The sequence below is a fragment of the Gracilibacillus ureilyticus genome (assembly GCF_900111195.1).
GTDB classification, from domain to species: Bacteria; Bacillota; Bacilli; order Bacillales; family Amphibacillaceae; genus Gracilibacillus; species Gracilibacillus ureilyticus.
Map to the genome: position 1 here is coordinate 72,509 of NZ_FOGL01000005.1, position 23,088 is coordinate 95,596.

The 23,088-nt window shown below is 37.4% G+C and carries 19 protein-coding genes; 11 read left to right on the forward strand and 8 right to left on the reverse strand.

Features of this window, described 5'->3' with window-relative positions; genetic code table 11:
- The first annotated feature begins 69 nt into the window (after nt 1-69).
- Genes BMW36_RS06970 through BMW36_RS06980 form a run of 3 tightly spaced genes read left to right on the forward strand, consistent with a single transcriptional unit; the run spans nt 70 to nt 5,235 of the window.
- Nucleotides 70-1,890, forward strand: a complete 1,821-nt coding sequence (locus tag BMW36_RS06970; RefSeq protein WP_089740142.1) for a sensor histidine kinase — start codon at nt 70-72, stop codon at nt 1,888-1,890.
- A complete protein-coding gene (locus tag BMW36_RS06975; protein WP_245711621.1) occupies nt 1,877-3,472 on the forward strand; it encodes a response regulator transcription factor in 1,596 nt (531 codons plus the stop codon). The genes BMW36_RS06970 and BMW36_RS06975 overlap by 14 nt, the downstream gene beginning before the upstream one ends.
- Entirely contained in the window at nt 3,472-5,235 is a 1,764-nt protein-coding gene (locus tag BMW36_RS06980) for a heparinase II/III domain-containing protein (protein WP_089740144.1), read from the forward strand. Before BMW36_RS06975 ends, BMW36_RS06980 begins: the two co-directional genes overlap by 1 nt.
- Before the next feature lie 43 nt (nt 5,236-5,278).
- Here the strand turns inward: BMW36_RS06980 and BMW36_RS06985 are convergent, their stop codons facing one another.
- From BMW36_RS06985 to ppc, 8 genes are all read right to left on the reverse strand, one after another.
- A complete protein-coding gene (locus BMW36_RS06985; RefSeq protein ID WP_089740145.1) occupies nt 5,279-5,800 on the reverse strand; it encodes a nitroreductase family protein in 522 nt (173 codons plus the stop codon).
- A gap of 88 nt (nt 5,801-5,888) precedes the next feature.
- Entirely contained in the window at nt 5,889-6,959 is a 1,071-nt protein-coding gene (locus BMW36_RS06990) for an ABC transporter substrate-binding protein (protein ID WP_245711610.1), read from the reverse strand.
- A 2-nt stretch (nt 6,960-6,961) separates the two neighbouring features.
- Complete coding sequence (locus BMW36_RS06995) at nt 6,962-7,756, reverse strand: ABC transporter ATP-binding protein (RefSeq protein WP_089740147.1); 795 nt, start codon at nt 7,754-7,756, stop codon at nt 6,962-6,964.
- Between the two features lie 20 nt (nt 7,757-7,776).
- The gene (locus BMW36_RS07000) at nt 7,777-8,547 is read right to left on the reverse strand and encodes an ABC transporter permease (RefSeq protein WP_245711611.1); all 771 of its coding nucleotides are present in this window, start codon (nt 8,545-8,547) and stop codon (nt 7,777-7,779) included.
- Nucleotides 8,548-8,660: 113 nt separating this feature from the next.
- Nucleotides 8,661-9,611 (reverse strand): ribose-phosphate diphosphokinase, encoded by a 951-nt coding sequence (locus tag BMW36_RS07005; RefSeq protein WP_089740149.1) that lies wholly within the window; start codon nt 9,609-9,611, stop codon nt 8,661-8,663.
- 161 nt (nt 9,612-9,772) lie between these two features.
- Entirely contained in the window at nt 9,773-10,894 is a 1,122-nt protein-coding gene (locus BMW36_RS07010) for a glycerate kinase (RefSeq protein WP_089740150.1), read from the reverse strand.
- A gap of 202 nt (nt 10,895-11,096) precedes the next feature.
- Nucleotides 11,097-11,375, reverse strand: coding sequence for a spore morphogenesis/germination protein YwcE (locus tag BMW36_RS07015; RefSeq protein WP_089740151.1), 279 nt, complete (start codon nt 11,373-11,375; stop codon nt 11,097-11,099).
- Between the two features lie 179 nt (nt 11,376-11,554).
- Nucleotides 11,555-14,311 (reverse strand): phosphoenolpyruvate carboxylase, encoded by a 2,757-nt coding sequence (ppc, locus tag BMW36_RS07020; RefSeq protein ID WP_089740152.1) that lies wholly within the window; start codon nt 14,309-14,311, stop codon nt 11,555-11,557.
- A gap of 322 nt (nt 14,312-14,633) precedes the next feature.
- Here ppc and BMW36_RS07025 point away from each other — a divergent pair, with 322 nt between their 5' ends.
- The 8 genes from BMW36_RS07025 (at nt 14,634) to BMW36_RS07060 (ending at nt 23,086) form a co-directional block, all read left to right on the forward strand.
- The gene (locus tag BMW36_RS07025) at nt 14,634-15,170 is read left to right on the forward strand and encodes a glycerol-3-phosphate responsive antiterminator (RefSeq protein WP_089740153.1); all 537 of its coding nucleotides are present in this window, start codon (nt 14,634-14,636) and stop codon (nt 15,168-15,170) included.
- A gap of 284 nt (nt 15,171-15,454) precedes the next feature.
- A complete protein-coding gene (locus tag BMW36_RS07030) occupies nt 15,455-16,291 on the forward strand; it encodes an MIP/aquaporin family protein (RefSeq protein ID WP_089740154.1) in 837 nt (278 codons plus the stop codon).
- Nucleotides 16,292-16,316: 25 nt separating this feature from the next.
- Complete coding sequence (glpK, locus tag BMW36_RS07035; RefSeq protein ID WP_089740155.1) at nt 16,317-17,810, forward strand: glycerol kinase GlpK; 1,494 nt, start codon at nt 16,317-16,319, stop codon at nt 17,808-17,810.
- 87 nt (nt 17,811-17,897) lie between these two features.
- Nucleotides 17,898-19,550: a glycerol-3-phosphate dehydrogenase/oxidase gene (locus tag BMW36_RS07040; RefSeq protein WP_089740156.1), complete on the forward strand. Its 1,653-nt coding sequence runs from the start codon at nt 17,898-17,900 to the stop codon at nt 19,548-19,550.
- Between the two features lie 132 nt (nt 19,551-19,682).
- Nucleotides 19,683-20,672 (forward strand): dihydroxyacetone kinase subunit DhaK, encoded by a 990-nt coding sequence (dhaK, locus tag BMW36_RS07045; RefSeq protein ID WP_089740157.1) that lies wholly within the window; start codon nt 19,683-19,685, stop codon nt 20,670-20,672.
- An 11-nt stretch (nt 20,673-20,683) separates the two neighbouring features.
- Nucleotides 20,684-21,313 (forward strand): dihydroxyacetone kinase subunit DhaL, encoded by a 630-nt coding sequence (gene dhaL / locus BMW36_RS07050; RefSeq protein ID WP_089740158.1) that lies wholly within the window; start codon nt 20,684-20,686, stop codon nt 21,311-21,313.
- Nucleotides 21,306-21,695 (forward strand): dihydroxyacetone kinase phosphoryl donor subunit DhaM, encoded by a 390-nt coding sequence (gene dhaM, locus BMW36_RS07055; RefSeq protein ID WP_245711612.1) that lies wholly within the window; start codon nt 21,306-21,308, stop codon nt 21,693-21,695. Before dhaL ends, dhaM begins: the two co-directional genes overlap by 8 nt.
- A gap of 536 nt (nt 21,696-22,231) precedes the next feature.
- Nucleotides 22,232-23,086, forward strand: coding sequence for a helix-turn-helix transcriptional regulator (locus tag BMW36_RS07060; protein ID WP_089740159.1), 855 nt, complete (start codon nt 22,232-22,234; stop codon nt 23,084-23,086).
- The last annotated feature ends 2 nt before the right edge of the window (nt 23,087-23,088 follow it).

Below are 23,088 nucleotides of genomic sequence, written 5' to 3' on the forward strand. Positions count from 1 at the left end.
TACAATATGGAAAGGGGCGTTTTACCCGAGAAAATCCCATAACCTATCTGCAAGCAGGAGGATTATTATATGTGGAGTAATTATCGGAGATTAACGTCTCCTTCTTTTCGTACAAAGGTATTTTTAGCATCATTTATCTGTATCGGTATTCCTGTTATATTGTCACTATCTTTATATACCTATTTAACGAGGGATGCTGTTGAAGAACAGGCGTTATTAAATGCCAAAAAAGAACTGAATCTCGTTGAGGAGAATGTGTCAAGGTTATTAGAGGATTTATTAAATGTTTCCAATTTTGTACAAATAGATTCAGAACTGAATACAATTTTGAAACGAAAATCCAAGGATAAGACGAGTAACTTTACTAATCTAACATATGATGAATACATGGAAGATAGTCTCGTCAGAAGGACTATTGAAAATATTACACTGCTTGGGGAGAAGTCCTATGTGACGATATTGTTGGAAAATGGGAAATACTACACCAATTATGCGATATCAGATTATAACCCTCAACAGATTTTTCAAGAGGAATGGTTTGAGCAATTACGACAATTGAGTGGATATCAGTCATTGTGGATTGGTGTTGAATCGACTAATTTCAAACCTGATATTCATAAACATCCTTATCAGATATCTGTAGCAAGAACTTTACGGGACACGAATCAGCGTATCTACGGGTATGTCGTCGTGACATTGCTGGAAACAAAGATACGGGAAATATTACAAAACCAGAATGAAACAGAACATATATATTTAATAGATAATGAGAAGAAAATTTTATCGACAAAAAATAGTGATGAAATAAATCATCCACTTCCCTTTTCATCCAAACTGGTGAATCAAAATGATGCTGAAATCATTAAATGGCATAACCGGGATTATCTTATCTCAATGAAAACTCTTTCCTTCAATGGCTGGAGTTTAGTTTCCATTATCCCATATAAGAATGCAACCTCCAATATTACATCCGTTTTTTCTGATGTATTTCTGCTGTTATTTATATCATTCTTACTTTTCTTTATAATTTTAGCTTACTTGATGAACAGAATTACAAGGCCGTTAACACACCTGAATAAAGTAGTGAAGCAAGTTCAGGAAGGTGATTTATCTGTTCGCGCAGATGTGACTAGTAATGACGAAATCGGCAAATTTTCCATGTCCCTGAATGAAATGATTAACCGTGTAAACAGAATGATTGTAGAGGTGAAGCATACCCAGTTGAGAAAACGCCAAGCAGAACTTGCCATGCTTCAGGCGCAGATCAACCCGCATTTTCTCTTTAATGTCTTAAATTCAATTCGGATGAAAATATTGAAGTTCGGTGATAAAGATAGTGCGAAAATGATTCAATCGCTGTCAACCTTACTGCGATGGACAATTGACACAAAGAAAGATGTAATTCCTTTTGAGGAGGAAATAAACTTAATCGAGGATTATGTGAACTTAATGAACATGCGGCAGAAGAATAAAATCCAATTAATCACTAATGTAACTGAAGCAACACACCATATTCTTGTGCCTAGGTTCATTCTGCAGCCGTTAATAGAAAATTCCATTATTCACGGGCTGATTCAGAGTGCAGGTATCATTACATTAGAGGCAAAGATAGAGGAAAATAAATTTATTATTAGTGTGAAAGACAGTGGTGTTGGAATGAATCCGTCAGATCTATCTTTTTTAAGGGAATCTTTAGCCCAGACAAAACAACAGAAACGAACAAATAAGGGATTTTCGAGTATAGGTATTTCCAATGTTTTTGAGCGGTTGCAACTGTATTATCAAAACAATGCTTCCATCCAGATTGAGAGTATTGAAGGTAAAGGGACAGAAACTATAATTCAAGTGATCATGGAGGGTGATTCCATTGTACAAAGTGATGTTAGTTGATGACGATTTTCCCATGGTTGAATATTTAGCCGAGACAATTGACTGGCAGAAGCTTGGCCTTACATTAATCAGCACACATGAAAATGGCTTGCAGGCACTTGAGTTTGCCAAGAAAGAAGTGCCGGACATTCTTATTACTGATATTGGGATGCCAAAGATGAATGGTATAGAATTAACCGAGAAGCTTAAGCAATTAAATGAGAATATTCAGGTAGCTATCATTTCCTGCCATAATGAATTCTCCTATGCACAGAAAGCTTTAAAAATGAATGTACAGGATTATTTACTTAAAGAATCACTGGATATTGAGGATATGAAAAAAATATTAATCAAATGTAAAAACAGATTAGATACTGAAAATAATCAATTAAAGGAAATAGAACATTTGCAGTTTAAAATAAACCAATCAAATGATATAGAGGAACAAAGGTTATTTAAACAATTTGTGAAGGGAATTTCCAATCAGTTAATTAATGATTATTTAAATCCTGAAAAGTGTTATATCCCCGTCCTCCTTCTTGTGAATGATTTCTACCGGAAAGAGAAGAAATACATTAGTGAGGACACGTTACTTTTTGCGATTCGAAATGTTACGGAAGAAATGATCAGAAGAATGGGAGAGACCCTATTTTATATTCATTATGAAGGGAATAAATCTTTTCTTCTTTACGAAAATGATTTGTCAATTAAAATAGATTATTACAAAGTGATTCAACAATTATTGACGAATATACAATCAGAAATTAATCGGGTACTCGATGTAGAGGTATCCTTTATCGTTGGACATAATGGTCATGTTGAATCTTTAAAAATGTCGATAGATCAACTTCTGTTTAATGATAAATTATTCTATTTAAATAAGAATACAATTTCAACCATCAGACAAAACGTGTTGATTGAATCGAATGTCAGTATCGAAACGGAAGATCATATAAAAAAACTGATTAGTCTAATAAAACAAGCAGTTTTTCACGAAGATTCAGAATCGCTGAAACAGCATTTAATTCATTTTAAACATTACTGTTTTAAGTACGAACTGAACCCCGGCTATGTTAAGGAAACGCTGATTCACCTAGTTCTGGAGCTGAAGGGGAAAGTTAATATAATGTATCATGTTACCCCTGCTTATTATAAAGAATCCATCCAGAATGATGTTCTGTTACTGGATTTGATGGATGAAGTGATTGATTATGTAGAAAGGTTTATTGATAACTGGAAGAAACACTCTGAGTCGCTATCAGTGAGAGCAAAACATAAAGATGTCCTAAATGCCTGTTATTTTGTTTCGAGAAATATCGAGTCTAAATTTTCTCTGGAAGAAGTGGCAGATCACTTATTTTTAAATGCCAGCTATTTCAGTCGCTTATTTAAGAGAGAAATGAAAATGACTTTTATCGAATATGTGAAAAAGGCAAAAGTGGAGCGGGCGAAAGAAATATTAAAGCAGTCCCATGAACCAGTTGGTGCAATTAGTGAACGGCTTGGCTACGATAACCAAAGCTACTTTATAAAAATATTCAGGCAATATACAGGCTATACCCCATACGAGTACAGGCAGAAATTTTTAGAAGGAGTTATATAATGATTAACCGGGTTTATTGGGAATCAATTGACAGGACAAGAATAGATACGGAAATAATAACATCATTAAAGGAAAATGCCGACAAATTCAGAGAAAAACCATTAGTTGAAATGACATTTCAAACATATAGGCAATTTCATCAGACAGGTGACAGGGAAGAATTTGAAAGATGTTATTTTGGAAGAAGAAAAAGATTAACAACATATGGATTACTGGCATACATATATCCGGAAAATAATGATTATCTATTATTATTGGAAAATGAACTTTGGCAAGTATGCCAGGAATTCACTTGGTCTTTATCTGCCCACATTAATCAGGATTTGGAAGAACAAAGCTATGAGGATTTCAGAAATAATTATAGCTTAAGATATACGATAGATTTATTTGCAGCAGAGACAGCTTTTACTTTGGCAGAATTACTGCATATCTTCACAAACAGACTGGATCAATTTTTAATCGAAAAAGTAAGAATAGAGATATATCGCAGGGTTTTAAAAGAATTTATTGAAAACGGCCAACTTCACTGGGAAACATCCACCCATAATTGGGCCGCTGTTTGTGCCGGATCAATCGGATCAGCAGCAATTTATATAATGGGCGAAGATCCCGGTCTTGGGGAAGTTCTCGATAGAGTGAACCAAACAATGGAGTACTACCTTAGTGGGTTTAAAGCGGATGGTGCTTGTATGGAAGGGTTTAATTACTGGCAATACGGCTTTGGTTATTTTGTCTATTATATTGATTTATTTGAGAAATATACAGGAAAGGCCAGTGACTTCTGGGAGCGCCGTAAAGTGAAAGAAATATCTCTATTTCAGCAGAAAGTATTCCTTGCTAATAATGATACAGTAAACTTTTCTGATGCATATCGTAGAGCAAAGCCTATGTTAGGCTTCACGCAATATTTACATAAAAAGTTCTCGGAAGTTCATATACATTCAGATCATTTTTCACAAAAAGAAATTATCGATCATTGTGGGAGATGGGCGCCTGCTTTTCGTGAACTTATTTGGTCAAAACCTGAAACAGGCTCTGACTGGCCGGAAGCTGATTACTTGCTAGCTGATTCTGCTATCATGGTTTCACGTCTGATGAAAAAAAACCGTACGTTTGCCTTTGCCGCAAAAGGAGGAAATAATGATGAACCGCATAATCATAATGATATCGGGCATTTTATATTATTCTCAGGTAATCAGTACTTTTTGAAAGATTTAGGGGCCGGTCAATATAATAAAGATTACTTTGGTGAAGCCCGGTATCACTTTATCTGTAACAGTTCTGCTGGTCACTCGGTTCCGGTGATTAATGGTTTTACTCAATCAGCTGGTGCTAATTATTATGCCAAATTGAAAACAGCAGCAGTGAACGAAAATACTAATCTCTTTTCCCTTCAAATGGAAAAGGCATATGATGACCCAATACTAACCAGTTATAATCGGACATTTAGCTGGGAAAAGCAGGAGCCACGTTTAATTTTAGAAGATGTTTTTTCCTTTTCCGAAACACCTGTATCATTAATAGAAACATTTATTCTGGAAGATATGACTTACGAGATATTTGACCATTATATAATTTTCTATCAAAAAAATGAATCATTTAGAATATCATTTCATTCTATTACAGGGAATAAGAATATCGAAAGAAAGTGTTTTATCAATCATTATGGGGAAGAGGAATACTTTTTGGTTTTTCACTTGGAAGTTTTGGACTTGCAGCAGTGGACGAAGGTAAGCTTCACATTTGAGTGGTTAACAGGCTGAAGGGAATAAAACTATCCCGGAATTAAAACTCCGGGACTATGTCTTAGAACTTATTGTAATGAACCATTTCTTCCCTTGGTAAAAGTTCTTTAGGCGGCTTAATTTCTGCTGGATAACCCATCCCGATAATTGCAACCACACGACGGTCCTCAGGTATACCCAGCACCTTTCGGGCATGGCTTTCCCTTCGCTGTGATTCTTCAGCATCTTCAGCATGATAGATAGCGCCAAAAGCAGCTCCCAAACCTTGGTTAACAGCTTCCAGCCATGTATAACCGGCAGCTATTGATGTATCCTGAAGCCAGTATTTACTAATGTCTGGCCTGCCTGTAATAACAATCGCAGCTTTTGCATCCGCAATCCATGGCATAAATGGTGTCGTGTCTTTCAATGATACTAACTTATCCGAATCTGTCACTATAATAATATCTTTGGAAGGCAGGTTGTTTCCGGTCGGGGCATAGTAAGTGGCATCAATTACTCTTTCTAGTACATCATCTTCAATTGCTCTTTCTTCATATTTTGTAATTTCCCGTCTGCTCTTGATAGCATCTAGTACGTTCATCAATATTTCCCCCCTTTATTAATATAGTGATAGTTTATCAAAGAAAGAGGGATATATCTATTTAAACATATTAAACAGATTGGAATAGTTAATCTTCATAGGTACCAATGATATTAATTGCTTCCTCTACTAAAGTCATATCAATAATCTCTTCTAAATCCAGCTCTCCCTTAATTGCACCATTTTCTTTATAAAATTCATATTGTTTCTTTACATCTTCCTCAAATATAAAACCATCAGGGTTAAGTCCTGTAACACCAACTTGTTTCCACAGATCTTTATCTTTTAACGCAGTGTGGTTGGACATGATGGAAATAATCTCTTCCTGATCCCCCTCATTTTTGACAAAGACATCATTGTAATCTCTGACAGCTTCTAAATATGCCACCATGAATCTTACTGCAACATCTCTTCTTTCATTCAGGAAATTTGGAGAACCAAGTACCATGGCTATTTGTGCTTCAGGGGCATAATCGGTCGTATCTCCGAATCGTTGGTGAATTTTTTCATTCTCGCCTTGCGTAATCAATGGTTCAATTTGGAGTGCTAAATCAATTTGCCTGTTTCCCATTGCAGACATCATATTTCCAAAATCGCTCATTAAAACAAATTCAACATTGTCTGTTGAGACACCGGCATGTTTCACCATTTCATGAAAAATATAATCATCAACAGCATTTCTGGTAGAGACAGCTATTTTTTTTCCTTCAATATCAGCGTAATCTGTTATCTCATTCTGTAAGTCCTCACGCACTACAAATGAGAAATAGGCACTTCCTTCATTGTTATGTCCTTTATCTGCAATAAAGCGGACATCAATACCTTGTGCGATGGAATTAAAGAATGAAGCAGAGGATATGCCTCCAGCTACATCGACTTCGCCGGAAGCTACTGCTGGAAGCATTTCATCACTATTCCCGAATGTAGCAAACTCCACTTCTATATTATATTTTTCAAAATACCCTTTATCTTTTGCGATATAAAATCCGGCGCCCGAAGCGGAGCCGTCTTCCGCGATTACTACTTTGGCTGTTTCTTCCAAAGGCGGCAACTCACCGTCTTGAGATAGGGAAAGGGATGGTTTATTCTCACTATTTTGACATGCTGATAAAGCAATAAATCCGAAAAATAATACAATTAACCAAACCGGCTTTTTCACTTTCATTCCTCCATTGCAGTTTTTATTAACCTAGTTTGTTTTACTTCATGTTGCAAATGCTCCCAAATCTCTAGGAAAATGCGAGTAATCTCTGGCTTTGATCTAACTTGTTCAATGGTGCGCGGTCTGGGAATATTCAGTCTAATATCTTTCACTATTTTACCTGGTTGTGCACTCATCAATAATATACGATCACTCAATAGTAAGGCTTCGTCAATACTGTGGGTAATAAATAATACTGTCTTTCTGGTCTCTTGCCATATATTCAGGAGTTCCTCTTGAAGAATAAATTTATTTTGTTCATCAAGTGCTGCAAAAGGTTCATCCATTAACAAAATTTCTGGATCATTGGCAAAAGCTCTGGCGATGCTGACTCTTTGCTTCATCCCGCCAGAAAGTTCTTTCGGATACAGTTTTCGGAAATCAGCTAAACCTACTTTTGAAATATAATACTCAGTCTGTTTCTTAGTGAATTTCTCTGGTGTATGTCTCATCTTTAAGCCAAATGCTACATTTTCCTCAACAGTGAGCCAAGGAATGACACCATTCTCCTGGAATACCATCGACTGAATGGGTTGCTGGCTGTTATGTTTGGAATGGATGGTTACTTTACCTTTACTCGGTTTTTCAAGGTTAGCGAGGATTCGTAATAAGGTCGTTTTTCCACAACCACTTGGTCCTAAGATACAAACAAATTCACCCTGACTCACGGTTAAATCAATGTTTTGCAATGCTTCAATATGTTTTTTTCCTTTATCAAACCGTTTGGAAAGCTCCCTTATTTCAATTTTCGACATAGACTCACCCTTTTTTAAAATTATTTCCAAGGTAATAATTTTCTTTCTAGACCACGGAGTAATAATGAGAACAAATATCCAAAAAAGGAGATGAGTATTAACCCAACATACATTTCCGGGAGTAAGAATGCTTTGTAATTCATCCAGATTAAGTAACCAATACCTGATGTAGCACCAATCATTTCTGCTGCCACAATTGTCAGTAGTGCGATAGCCTGCCCCATTTGTATCCCTTCCAGCATAACAGGGAGTGCACCAGGTAATGCGATTTTTAAGAAAAAGTCTTTCGCATTCGCTTGATAATTTTTTGCAACGTCAAGGTAAATTCGATCAATATTTGCGACACCTGCGGCAGTGTTAATAACGACTGGAAAGAAAACACTGATCGCTATTGTAATCATCTTGGAGAATTCACCGATACCAAATAAGATAAGTATGATCGGTAACATCGCTAATGTTGGAATTGGCATAAATATCATTACAATTGGAGAAAAGAAATGCCGGAAATACTTATACATTCCCATTAATAGCCCTATACAGATGGCAGGAATGACTCCGAGCAAAAAGCCTAGTAATATTCTCGTCAGACTTATAGATATGTGTGAAAATAACTCTCCAGATTCACCCAGACTGAACATTGTTTGAATAATAAGTGTTGGAGGTGGAAAAAAACGTGCATCTAATACTCCTGTATTGGAACATATCTCCCATAACAACAGTAAGAGCAGTGGGGAGGAGATCGTGATAACTTGCTGTGGATTAATTTTTTTTATTAGGCGATTTATATTCATATTGTCTCTTCCTCTCTTTATATGCATATCTTATGTTTTCGCCTAATAAAGTGTGCGCGTTTAGATGGATACAATAAAAAAACCACCTAATGGTGGTTTTTTTATTGCGATACTTATTTGTAGAGAGAACTGACAGACTGTTGTTCATATAATCTGATGATTGCCTCAGCTACGACGGGTGCTACTGTTAGCTGAGTAATTTTATCTGTTTGCTGACTATTTGATAATAAGATCGTGTTAGTTACAATTAATTCTTTTACATTTGATTCATTTATTTTCTCTACAGCGAGACCCGAGAGAACGGGATGGGTGGTGCAAGCATATACCTCTCTGGCACCATGTGCTGCCAACGCCTGGGAACTTGTTGCAATTCTTCTTCCAGTGTCGATAATATCATCTATAATAATTGCTGTCTTCTCTGCGACATCTCCGACAATGTTGATAGTGGAAGCATTCTCTCTTGGTCCTCTACGGTCTACAATGGCAATGGGTGCCTTAAGCTGATCGGCCAATTGCCTCGCTCGTGATACACTGCTATGGTCTGGTGCTACCACTACAATATCATCAAGCTGTTTATCCAGAAGATAATTTCCGATAAGTGGAACTGCAGTAATTGGATCAACAGGAATATCAAAAAAGCCTTGCGCTTGTGGTGCATGCAGATCAATAGAAATTACTCGATCGGCACCCGCTCTCTGAATAATGTCTGCAATAAGTTTTGCTGTAATGGGTTCGCGGGCGCGTGATTTCCGATCCTGTCTCGCATAACCATAGTATGGAATCACTAAATTGATTGATCTTGCTGAAGCTCTTTTCAATGCGTCAGTCATAATAAGCAGCTCCATAATATGATCTTCTACAGGATCACTGGTGGATTGGATAACAAACACATCACATCCGCGAATACTTTCTTCAATATTAATTTGAATTTCACCGTCACTGAATCTCTTGACAGAGGATTGTCCAAGTTCAATGCCGATATGCTGAACGATTTCTTCTGCAAGGGGAGTATTGGAACTCAATGAAAAAACTTTCAGCTTGGAATTATGGTACGATTCGTTCAAGCAAAAGACCTCCTAAATAACATGTTCTTTTTCACAGACGCTAAGCATTCTGGTAAGTTAGCGCTAATGCTTAGTGCCGATTAAAAACCTCACTTCTTGTCATTTTATGCGATATATTCTTCATAATTATCGCAAATCTAGGAGAAGGAAACAAGTTATCCCTATTGGAAATGTTGAATTAGTGTTCTGATTTGTTTTGTTTGACTACGTAACAGCTCTTTACTCTCTTCCATACATTCCGAGAGTAACAATGGCTTATTAATTATAGAAAAACAGCCGGCAAATTTCCCCCTAAGCATATCGGTATTCCCGCCAAGGCTTCCTGACAACAGTATTGCAGGTATCTTCAGATGATTAGCCATATCAGCAACAAAGGAAGGAGCTTTTCCGTATAATGTTTGTTCATCACTCTTTCCTTCACCTGTAATCACCATATCAGCATTCTTCAGTGCTTCCTCCAATTTTGTTGTGCTTGCTATTAATTTTGCTCCGGATTCCAGCTGACCTCCTAATGCTAAAAAGGCAAATCCTAATCCGCCTGCTGCACCGGCACCTGGCACATTCCTTAGAAAAGCGTTAAATTCAGATTCCACCAAATCTGCATATTTGCCAAGTGCCTTGTCATATGTACTAATTTGAGAGTCCGTCGCTCCTTTTTGGGGACCGTATACCACTGAAGCTCCTCTCTGCCCGCATAATGGATTGTCTACATCACATGCAATTTTAATTTCTAAATTTTTTATTTTTGGGTTCAATCCGCTCATATCAATGGAGTCAAGCATTAATAAATCTCTACCAAATGGCCCCAATTCATTATGATGCTTATCATATGCTCTCATTCCAAGAGCGAGCATCATTCCTAAACCGCCATCATTCGTGGCACTTCCCCCAAGTCCAACTATAATTGATTGGCATCCTTTACTGACCGCATCATTGATCGCTTCACCAATTCCGTAAGTTGTTGTATTATCTGGATTCCGTTCGTTATCAGAGAGTTGTGTAATACCTGCATGGAGAGCTGTTTCTATAATAGCGGTATTTCCATCAATAATAGCGTAATAAGTATCAACCGGCATACCAAGTGGTCCCGAGGTTTGCAGATGTACCGCTGTTCCATCAGTTGAGGACAAGATAGCTTCAATTGTCCCTTCACCGCCATCTGCCATTGGTTTAATAATGATCTGGTCATCAGCAATTTCCTGAATGGCTTCTTTAATAATTGTTGCTACTTCTATTGCTGACAAGCTTCCTTTATATGAATCAGGTGCAATTACAATATTCAATTTGTGGCCTCCTCTGTTATATTATGACTAAATTATACTTTAGAAAGCGGATACAAACAATAAAGGGAAACTTCTGTGGTGAATTCCAGAAGTTAAATGCAGGGAGAGTAAGATAGGTAATATTTACTACTAATGGATAAACTGATTTCTGTAAATTTATTTCATATAAAAAAATCCGAACTATGTCCGGATTTTTGATAACTTAGTTTTGTTGAATGAAACGTTGTCTTATCTTCATAGATTTTCTTAGTTCCAGCAATATAATCGTAAATGCGATATGACCATAAATTAAATTAGCAATAAAGAAGATCCACAGGTAACTTTCATTTGGGGCTATGCCGACCATCATATGTTTAACAAAGGTAAACCATGCACCTATAACAAATGGTATTTGTAATAAAGCGGTTTTTTTCCATTTATCTCCCCACAGAAGGAATGGGGTAAAACTAAAAATAAGTAAGAAAATTAATAATATATCCATTATGTTCACCTCTTAATCATGTTATTGTAAGTGGTTACATTGATTATAACATATTGTTCAAAAAGTTGTAACAATTAATTCAAAAAATAGACACAATTAATTAAACAATAAAATTATGTTAAAAGGATATAAAAAAACTCCTGGGTATAATAGTTATACCCAGGAGTTTGGAACCTTAATCATCCTGTGTTTCTTAAACCTGCTGCGACACCATTGATCGTTAGCAGTGCTTCCATTAATAACTCTTCATAGTTCTCGCTGCCTTCTTCTTCTTGGCGAAGCTGGGAAACGAGTAACACCTGGAGCTGATTTAATGGGTCAACAAGCGGGTTACGTAATTTGACAGATTCTTTAATATTTGGTTTATGGTCTAATAAATCATTCAAGCCAGTAATTTGTAAGACAATATCTTTTGTTAAATGGTATTCTTCTTCAAGCTGACGGAAAATCCGCTGGCTAATCTCTTTATCCTGCATCATATTAGCATATTCACTCGCTGTTTTTAAATCAGCTTTCGTTAATGCCATTTGAAGATTGTTAATTGTTGCTTCAAAGAATGGCCAGTGCTTGTACATGTTCTGGAATATTTCTATATTATTTGTTTCATCTAAATATTTTTTAATTCCGGTACCTGCAGCATACCATGCTGGCAATAATTGACGGGACTGCGTCCATGCAAACACCCAAGGAATGGCACGTAAGTCTTCAAAACGATTGCTACCCTTACGCTTCATTGGACGGGAGCCAATATTTAAATCACCAAGTTCATGTAAAGGTGTAGCTTGATTAAAGTATTGAATGAAACCTGGATCCTCAAATACTAAGGATTGATATTTCTTCAGAGCATATTCGGAAATGATAGACATAACCTCTTCTTCTTCTTTTGTTGGCTGTGGATCAGTTGCTGTCTGGTCATGAATACCAGCAATACCAGTCATAAGAGTAGAAGTAGCTTGCTCTAAACTTCTGTATGCAATATCCTCCAGCAGGTAACGTGAAGACAGGACTTCCCCTTGTTCGGTAATCTTCACTCCATCACCTAATGTGACTGGCGGCTGTGATAAAATGCTTGAATAAAGTGCACCTCCACCTCGGCCTAATGACCCGCCACGTCCGTGGAAATATTTCAATTTAACACCATAACTTGAAGCAATGTCGTGGATTTCCTGCTGGGCTTTGTATAATTCCCAATTAGCGGTAATGTTTCCACCATCTTTACTGCTGTCAGAATAACCTAGCATTACTTCCTGCAAGTCACCACGTGCTTCTAGATGTTTACGGTAAAGCGGAATATCAAATAATTGTTTAATCATTCCAGGCCCGTTTTTTAAATCATCGATTGTTTCAAGTAATGGTGCTACATGGATTTTACTTACAACTTTACCGTCTGGATAAACGCGGTACAGGCCTGCTTCCTTAGCAAGAACAAGAACTTCCAGTAAATCACTAACAGCACTTGTCATACTGATTAAATATACTTCAATTGCTCTAAGGCCAAATGTATCCTGCGCACGTTTTATCATACGGAAGGTATCAATTACCTCTAAAGTTTCCGGTGTGAATTCATCATAAATGGATACCATTGGACGAGGATTTTCAAGCACCTGAATTAGAGTTTTCACCTTATCTTCTTCATTCAATGAAGAATAATCATCTGTGATATTTACTTTTTTCAAGACTTCCGTTAGTGCTGATTCATGTTCACCACTGTGGTTACGAATATCTAATGACGCTAAATGGAAACCAAATAAGTCTACTTGACGGATAACCTTTCTCAATAGCTTAATTGGATTACTCTTAGGGTGATGTACTTGCATACTGTCACGAATGATATTTAAGTCTGTTAGAAGTTCCTCAGACTTTTGATATCCCCGGTCATCATCCTGTGCTGTATATTCCAATTTCTTTAACATTAGTGATAGTTTTACACGGTATACTTCATCTTCTTTGTGCCAGCCATTTTCACCAAGTGCTTTTCGGTCTGCTGCAATCGATGCTTTAATCTCATCACTTACATTTACAATGGAGCTGGAGTGACTCATTCGGTCTTTTAATGTATTTAAAGCTTCATTGTATTTTTTCAATACAAGCTCACGGTGGCATTTAAGTGTTTCAAATGTTGTTGTGGCTTTAACATTCGGATTTCCATCACGGTCTCCGCCGATCCATGAACCAAATCTCAGGAATGAAGGAATATTCCATCTCTGATTATATTTTTCATATAATAAGTCTTCTAAATCGTCATGTATACGTGGTAATACATCGAACAATACACGATCAAAATAATAAAGACCATTCGATACTTCTTTCATTACAGATGGCTTATTCTGTCTAATCTCCTGTGTTTGCCAGAGAATTGTAATTTCATTAGCAATTCTTTCTTTTATCATTTTTTTCGAGTAGCGCGTAACTGCATAATCCCAGGAGGTAAGAAGGTTAGCAATTCTTTTATGAATCTGTAAAATTGTTCTTCTTGTAGCCTCAGTCGGGTGTGCCGTCATAATTAATTCCAAGGATAATTTCTCAAGTAACTCAGTAACTTGTTCTGGAGTTACATTATTGTCAACTAACTGTTTTACGCCTGCTTCTAAGGAACCAGGTTGAATGATATCTGCGTCTTGTGCCTGGTATTCACGGCGACGTCTAGTACGATAGTTTTGTTCCGCAATGTTTAATAAATGTAAATGAATAGCAAACGCACGGATAACGTTTTGTCTAACATCAGGGTTAAGTTCTTTCATCGTTTGCTTAATTTGCTTTTGTGCATCATCATCTTCTGTCTCTCTCACTTTTGTTGAAAGTTCGCGAATTTTTTTGACGATATCTAATAATGGCTCCCCGCCTTCATGAAGTAACACATCATCCAGAATTTTAGTCAAATAATCTACATCTTGCAGCAGGGAAACTTTTGATCTTTCGTCAGTAATTGCTCCCATTTATCCCACTTCCTTTCGAAAATATTGATTTTTTGCCGATATGGATGTATCCATATGTTAAGTATAGTCAAGCTATAAGAGGGCCTTGCATATGATATGGCTGGAGTTGGATAGAGGATATGACTTCCATATGATATCGCACAACCTATGAATGAACACAAACCTCATCATTTAATAAAAATGTTGTCCGAATTATCAGAATTTCAAGTAAATATGGTAGAGTATAATGAGACAGAATACAAACACCATCTATTATTTTATGCTAAAAAGCTAATTATCGCAAATATTTAACTAAAAACAGTGAAGAATAGGGGGAATATAAATGCAGTTAAAAGGGGTCTTGCCGGCGATTAGAAATATGAAAGATTTTGAGGAAATTGTCAAAAGTGAACATAACTTGTTTATCTTGCTCGAAACAAGAATTGCCCAGTTAAATCAAATGGTAAGGTATGCAAAGAAATACGGTAAGACAGTCTTTGTTCATGCTGACTTAATTAATGGCTTGAAAGTAGACCAGTACGGAATGGAGTATTTAATCAGGCAAGTAAAAGTTGACGGAATTATTTCTACTAGAAATAATGTTGTGTCACTGGCAAAAAAGCATAAGATTGTTGCCATTCAACGTTTATTTGCACTTGATAGTTTAGCAGTTCAAAATAATATAAAAATGATCAAACAATCAAAACCTGATTACATAGAAGTCTTGCCAGGTATTATACCTGAAGTAATAGAAGAAGTGTCCCGCGAAACGGAAACACCGGTTATAGCAGGTGGATTGATTAAAACGAAAAAACAAATACAGGAAGCGTTTGACAGTGGAGCAGTAGCCATTACTACATCAAGTAAGGTGTTATGGTAATGTGGAAGAATAAAAATTATTGAAAGTGAAAGATGAAAAAAATTTGACAGCGCTTTATAAATGGGTTATCATGTGAGCAACAAGTTAATTAACCAATAGTGTCGGAGACAAGGAGTCCACACTGCAATTATTATACTTCCCCGGGAAGAAGTATAGTTATTGTAGTGTGGATTTTTTCGTCTATCTGTATATCCGGCAGAATGAAAAACAGCAATACCGGTATATAAATTATTGAGGTGCACCTCTTATCAATGTAATTTTATTCAAATGAAGGGGTGAGGAAAGTGTCTGAATTTTTAGCAGAATTAATTGGAACAATGATTTTAATCATTTTTGGTGGAAGTGTCGTTGGCGGGGTTGTTCTGAAAAAGACGAAAGCAGAGGCAGCAGGCTGGGTAGTGATAACAATTGGATGGGGTCTTGCAGTTACCATGGCTGTGTATGCGGTAGGAAACGTGTCAGATGCACATGTTAACCCTGCTGTCACATTAGCTTTTGCTTCCATTGGTGAATTTCCCTGGAGTAAAGTTCCGATTTATATTACAGCACAATTAATTGGTGGTTTTATTGGAGCAGTTATTGTATTTCTTCAATATTTGCCCCATTGGGGAGTTACAGAAGATAAAGGAGCTAAGCTTGCTGTCTTTTCAACAGATCCAGCTATAAAAAGTGCACCATCCAACCTGGTAAGTGAAATGATCGGTACTTTTGTTCTAATAATGGGCTTACTATTTATTGGTGCCAATGACTTTACAGAAGGTTTAAACCCTGCAATTGTAGGACTTCTTATTATAGCCATTGGGATGTCACTTGGGGGTACAACAGGTTATGCAATAAACCCCGCCAGGGATTTAGGTCCAAGAATTGCGCATTCCATTTTACCGATTGTAGGAAAAGGTGATTCGGATTGGGGATATGCGGCTATACCTGTTATAGGACCATTAATTGGAGGCGTCTATGGTGCCGTGTTCTATAATGCGTTTTTTATGGGGGAACTCTCTGTTTTGTTCTGGATAATGTCAGCTGTTGTACTCTCCATATTTATCATTGCAGTGGTACATGAATTAAAAAAGTATAACTTCAGCTCTGCGAATAATCAAACGAATAAAAAAGTTATATAAAAAGATTAAATAACCGGGAGGAAGAATTATGGAAAAATACATTTTATCAATTGATCAAGGTACAACAAGTTCAAGAGCAATTATTTTTAATCATGAAGGACAGATAGTGGAAACAGCACAAAAAGAATTTGAACAGTTTTTCCCAAAATCCGGCTGGGTAGAGCACGACGCTAATGAGATTTGGACGTCTGTATTATCATGTATCGCAGATGTGCTTCGCAAAGCAGATATTGAACCATCCCAAATTGCCGGAATAGGGATTACAAATCAGAGAGAAACTGCAGTTGTTTGGGATAAACATACTGGCAGACCAGTTTATAAAGCAATTGTCTGGCAGTCAAGACAAACAGACGGGATATGTCGTGAGTTAATAGAAGCAGGTCATCAGGAAACATTCAGAAATAAGACTGGCTTACTGATTGATGCTTATTTTTCCGGCACCAAAGTGAAATGGATATTGGATAAAGTCGAAGGAGCTAGAGAAAAAGCTGATAATGGTGACTTATTATTTGGCACAATTGATACATGGTTAATTTACAAATTAACTGGGGGTAAAGTGCATGTGACAGATTACTCTAATGCTTCTCGTACCTTAATGTACAATATTTATGAGTTAAAGTGGGATGAGGAATTATTAAAAATTCTTGATATCCCTGAAGCGATGCTGCCAGAAGTCCGTTCATCTTCTGAGGTTTATGGAGAAACAGTTGACTATCACTTCTTTGGGCAGAGAGTACCAATTGCAGGTGCAGCAGGAGATCAACAGGCAGCATTGTTCGGGCAGGCATGTTTCGATAAAGGAATGGTGAAAAATACGTACGGGACCGGTTGTTTTATGTTAATGCATACAGGTGAGGAGCCTGTTCGATCTGATCATGGACTTCTTACAACACTTGCATGCGGAGTGAATGGAAAAGTCGAATATGCATTAGAAGGCAGTATTTTTGTAGCTGGCTCTGCCATTCAGTGGCTTCGGGACGGTCTGAGGATGTTTAAAGATGCGAAACAAACAGAAAGCTATGCGGAGAGAGTCGAATCGGCTGACGGAGTATACTTAGTTCCGGCTTTTGTGGGACTTGGTACACCATACTGGGACAGTGATGCGAGAGGGGCTATGTTTGGGTTAACGCGTGGAACGACTAAAGAGCATTTCATCAGAGCAACGTTAGAGTCAATTGCTTATCAGACAAAAGATGTAATCGGAGCAATGGTCGAGGATTCAGGTATTGATGTGAAATCACTTAGGGTTGATGGGGGAGCTGTAGCTAATAACTTTTTAATGCAATTCCAGAGTGACATTTTAGACCTGCCTGTCGAGAGACCGGAAGTGATAGAAACAACTGCTTTAGGTGCAGCATATCTGGCAGGTCTCGCAGTAGGTTACTGGGAAAGTCGTGATGAAATTACTAACCGCTGGAAAGTGGATAATCAATTTGAAAGTAAAATGGATGATGAAACGAGAGATAAACTATACAGTGGCTGGAAAAAGGCAGTTGAAGCGACACGAGTGTTTAAATAATGGAAGAAACAAATAAAGAGAACTTATCAGTATGCCTTGCGCTGTGATAATGTAACCAAATATAGAAAGATTGAAGGGACGAAATCTATGTTATTCTCAAGCTTAGACCGACAACAGACGTATCAACAAATGAAAAATACTCCGCTTGATGTGATCATTATCGGCGGGGGGATAACTGGAGCAGGCATTGCGCTTGACGCTGTACTGAGGGGTTTAAATGTTGGCCTTGTGGAGATGCAGGATTTTGCTGCGGGAACATCTAGCAGATCTACAAAACTAGTTCATGGAGGATTACGATATTTAAAACAATTTGAAGTCAAAATGGTAGCAGAAGTCGGGAAGGAAAGAGAGATAGTATATGAAAATGGCCCGCATGTTACAACCCCTGAATGGATGATGTTACCTTTTTATAAGGGGGGAACTTTTGGACCTTTCTCGACAAATATCGGCCTACGTGTTTATGATTTTCTTGCAGGTGTGAAGAGATCAGAACGCAGACAAATGTTTGGCCGTGAGGAAGCATTGCAGAGAGAACCATTGTTAAAAAGTGATAATTTGAAAGGGGCAGGATATTATGTCGAATATAAGACTGATGATGCCCGGCTGACAATGGAAGTAATGAAAAAAGCTATAGAGAAAGGGGCCTTAGCTTTAAATTATGCTAAAGTGGATAACCTGTTATATGATAGCGGAAAAGTCACAGGAGTAAAGGTTGAAGACCAGTTAACAGGCGAAATGCATGATATATTTGCAAAACATGTAATCAATGCTGCGGGTCCTTGGGTGGATACAATAAGAGAGAAGGACAACTCTAAAAAAGGGAAAACATTACAATTGACAAAAGGTATTCATTTAGTATTCGATCAGTCTGCTTTTCCGTTGCAGCAAGCGATTTACTTCGATACTCCTGACGGGAGAATGGTTTTCGCTATTCCGAGGGAAGGAAAGACCTATGTAGGTACTACTGATACAGTATATAAAGGAAATATTGCCTATCCGACCATGACGGTAGAAGATCGTGACTACGTTCTTCATGCAATTGATTATATGTTCCCGGATTTAAACATTAATGCGGATGATGTAGAATCAAGCTGGGCAGGGTTACGTCCTTTAATCCATGAGGAAGGTAAAGATCCCTCTGAAATCTCACGGAAAGATGAAATATTTGAGTCTGATTCCGGCTTAATCTCCATTGCTGGTGGGAAATTGACTGGTTATCGTAAAATGGCAGAAGATGTCGTCGATTTCCTCGCAGATAAGATGATAAAAGCAGAGAGAAAAGTTTTTTATCCGAGTGATACGAAGCATCTCCCGATTTCCGGGGGAGAAGTTGGTGGATCTAAAGGGTTTATCGAGTTTACAAAAGAGCAGGTTGAAAAAGGAAAAGAAATAGGTTTGCCAGATACAGATGCAAAAAAACTGGTACAAAGATATGGATCCAATGTTGACAAACTATTTGAATTATACAAGGAATCGGGAAATTCCTCCAGCAGTTTACCGCCATTAACTTATTCAATGCTTCATTACAGTATTAAATACGAGGCAGCTTGTAAACCCGTCGATTTCTTCGTAAGGAGAACTGGAGCGTTATTTTTCCATATCGATTGGGTAAGGAAAGAAAAAGATAAAGTTATTGAGGAAATGCAGACCCTCTTTAATTGGACAGAAGATATAAAACAAGCATATACAGATGAACTTGAACAATTATTATATGATGCAGTTCATCCGGTAGAAGAATAATGAAAAAAATCGTGAAGTTTTCAGCTTCACGATTTTTCATCATATGGATAGTAACTTTGTCAGTCTATAAGTGGAAATGTCTGCTATTCTAGGTTAATATAGTAACAAAAAAATAAGAAGAGGTGAGCCCTGATGAAGAAAGTTGTTAATGATGTAAACCAGATTGTTGATGAAATGATTGAAGGAATAACATCAGTCCATTCAAATTTATTGAAAAGGCTGCCAAATACAACGGTTATTACAAGAAGCGATGTTCCTGTAAAAGGAAAAGTCGGTCTCGTAAGTGGCGGAGGAAGTGGTCATGAGCCAGCTCATGCAGGGTATGTAGGAAAAGGGATGCTTGACGCTGCGGTTGTCGGAGAAGTGTTCACCTCACCGACACCTGATCAGGTAATGGAAGCAATTAAAGCTGTAGACAGTGGTGCCGGTGTATTGCTGATTATTAAAAACTATACAGGTGATGTAATGAATTTTGAAATGGCAAAGGAAATGGCTGAATTGGAAGGAATTCAGGTAGAACAGGTCATTGTCAATGACGATGTTGCAGTGGAAGACAGCACATTTACCACAGGAAGGAGGGGTATCGCCGGGACAGTATTTGTCCACAAAATAGCAGGAGCAATGGCAGAAAAAGGAGCATCGCTTGCAGAAGTGAAAGAAGTGGCGGAAAAGACGATCGCGAATGTACGCTCAATGGGAGTAGCATTAACATCTTGTACGGTACCGGCAGCAGGAAAGCCCAGCTTTATTTTAGAAGATAATGAAATGGAAATAGGAATAGGAATACATGGAGAACCAGGGATTAAACGTATCCCATTGCAGAAAGCTGATCAGATTGCTAAAACACTGCTTGATAACATTTTAGGTGATAAACACTTTGGTAATCATGTTGCGGTAATGATTAATGGATTAGGTGCAACTCCTGAGATGGAATTATATATTGCCAGCCGCAAAGTGGTTCAGGAACTAAACGAAAAAGGGATTAACATCCATCGAACATGGGTAGGAGAATATATGACTTCATTGGAAATGGCAGGCTTTTCAATTACTTTACTTGATCTTGATGACCAATTAACAGAACTATTAGACAAAGAGTGTGAAGCGCTATCATTTTGTAACTAAAGGAGAATATAATGATTATTTTAACTGTGGAAAAGACAAAAAAATGGATGAATGAAATTCAAAAACGAATGGAGGCAAACAAAGAACAGTTAACTGTATTAGACCAGGCAATTGGTGATGGAGACCATGGTATCAATATGGAGCGCGGTTTCCGGGAAGTGCTGGCGAAAATATCAGATACAGAATATGAATCAGTAGCCGACGTGTTGAAAAGTGTTGCAATGACATTGACTGCAAAAGTTGGCGGAGCTTCTGGTCCACTGTATGGTACAGCCTTTTTGAAAATGTCAATGGCTATGCAAGGAAAAGAAGTAGATGAGATTGTTTTTAAAACTGCAGTAAGAGAAGCAGCAGAAGGGATTAAGATGCGCGGAAAAGCAGGTATGGGTGAAAAAACTCTTTATGATGTATGGAACCAGGTTGCGAACTTTCTTGCGGAAGAACCCGCCGAGGATTGGGATGCTTTGTTGGAAGTTTGTCAGGCAACAATCGAAGATACAAGAGAAATGACAGCAACAAAAGGTCGAGCATCCTATTTGAAAGAACGTTCCAAAGGACATGTCGATCCGGGATCGATGTCATCCTTTTATATATTCGAAGCACTTATGACAGTTATGGAGACGGGGGATGGGAGTGAGTAATAAAGTAGCCTTGATAATTGTTTCGCACAGTATTCACATTGGTGAAGGGGTAAAAGAATTAATCAGTCAGGTTATCACCGATGTGCCTGTTATGCTGGCTTGTGGGACAAGTGATAATGAGATAGGGACAAGTATTGAAAAGATCCAGGCAGCAATGAAAAGCGTAAATGGAAAATCAGAAGCGATCCTTTTCTATGATTTAGGCAGTGCGAAAATGAATGCAGAAATGGCAATAGAGATGTATTCCATAAAGAATACAGAAATAGCGGAAGGTATACCAATCGTAGAAGGAGCATATGTGGCTGCAGTGGAATCTAATATGGGAAAAGCAAAAAGTGACATACTAAAAAGCTTGCAAAAATTAAAAGCGGATGAATCATAAAAAAAGGCAGGATAAACCATAGCTATGACGCTCGATCTAACAGGCTGTTGAAGTGAAAAAAGCATCATATGGATTATGTGGAATAACAGTATATTTTGGTTATGTTCTAAGGCTATCACTCCTAATGATATAAGGACTCAAGTTTCACTCAATTGTAAAAAACTATAAAATTCTCATGAGCATTCAATGCATAGATTGTTCATGAGAATTTTTAATGTTCTCATCTGTTCAATTAAGTACCCTTTCGCTCCACATTTTCTAATAAAATATTAAGAATGAAAAAAAGAAACGGTAATCAACATACTCGTAAAGCAAACCATTTCCACATTAGAAACTCTATGACATACTTATATCTATCGATCACTTTTTATAACGGATGTGGCAGCCTCTGTAATAACTATTAACCCGTCATCTTATGAATAATGAAATATAATAATATAAGCGCACTTACAGTAAAGAATGAATAGATTCTCCCCATTTTCAGTTATTTTAACGAACAGCCAGTTCGATTACAATATTAACAGGTGGTGCAACCAATGGAGCAGATGTTTTCAGTAAAGTATCGAGTCAGTGATGATCCGGAACATGAAGAGCTTCATTCACATGATGCCTATGAGATTTATATGTTTCATCGTGGAAATTGCCGTTATTTAATAAACCGTGAGATTTATGACTTACTTCCCGGAGATATCCTTTTAATGGATGGTTTAGCATTACACAAACCGAATATCCCGGAAGATAGTGAATACATTAGAAGTCATCTGCATTTTTCTCCTGAAACCGTGGAGGAAATCTTACGGACTATGAAAGCAACAAAATTGCTAAATGTATTTCAGGTTTGTCATCATTATCTGATTCGGACAAAAAGCAATGCAAGTTTGCTGGATGTAGAAAATATTTTTAAGATGATGGACCAGGTTATGAGGGCAACTGACATTTCAGAAATTGAGAAAGAATGGGAAATGAAATTATTAACAGGTCAATTGTTAGTGAAGGTCAATCATCTCCTGCATGATACACTTGCTTTTGATAAAAAGGATAAAAGCGGAAAAGCAATTCATGCAGAAGAAATTGCAACATATATACAAAAACACTCTCAACACAGGCTGTCGATATCAGAGATAGCAGTAGCTCTGAACCTAAACAAATCTTATATTTCTCATGTATTTAAGGAAATGACAGGGTTTACGGTAATGGAGTATGTTATGGCGTGCCGTATGAAACAAGCAAAATATCTACTTGAAGCAGAAGAGAAAATGGCCATCCAGCAAATTGCATTCAAATGCGGATTTGAAAATGCCTCTCATTTTAGCAGGTACTTTAAGGAAAAAGAAGGAGTCTCTCCGAAAGAATTTCGCAAGAAGCGGCTCGAATTATTTAAAAAGGATTGATG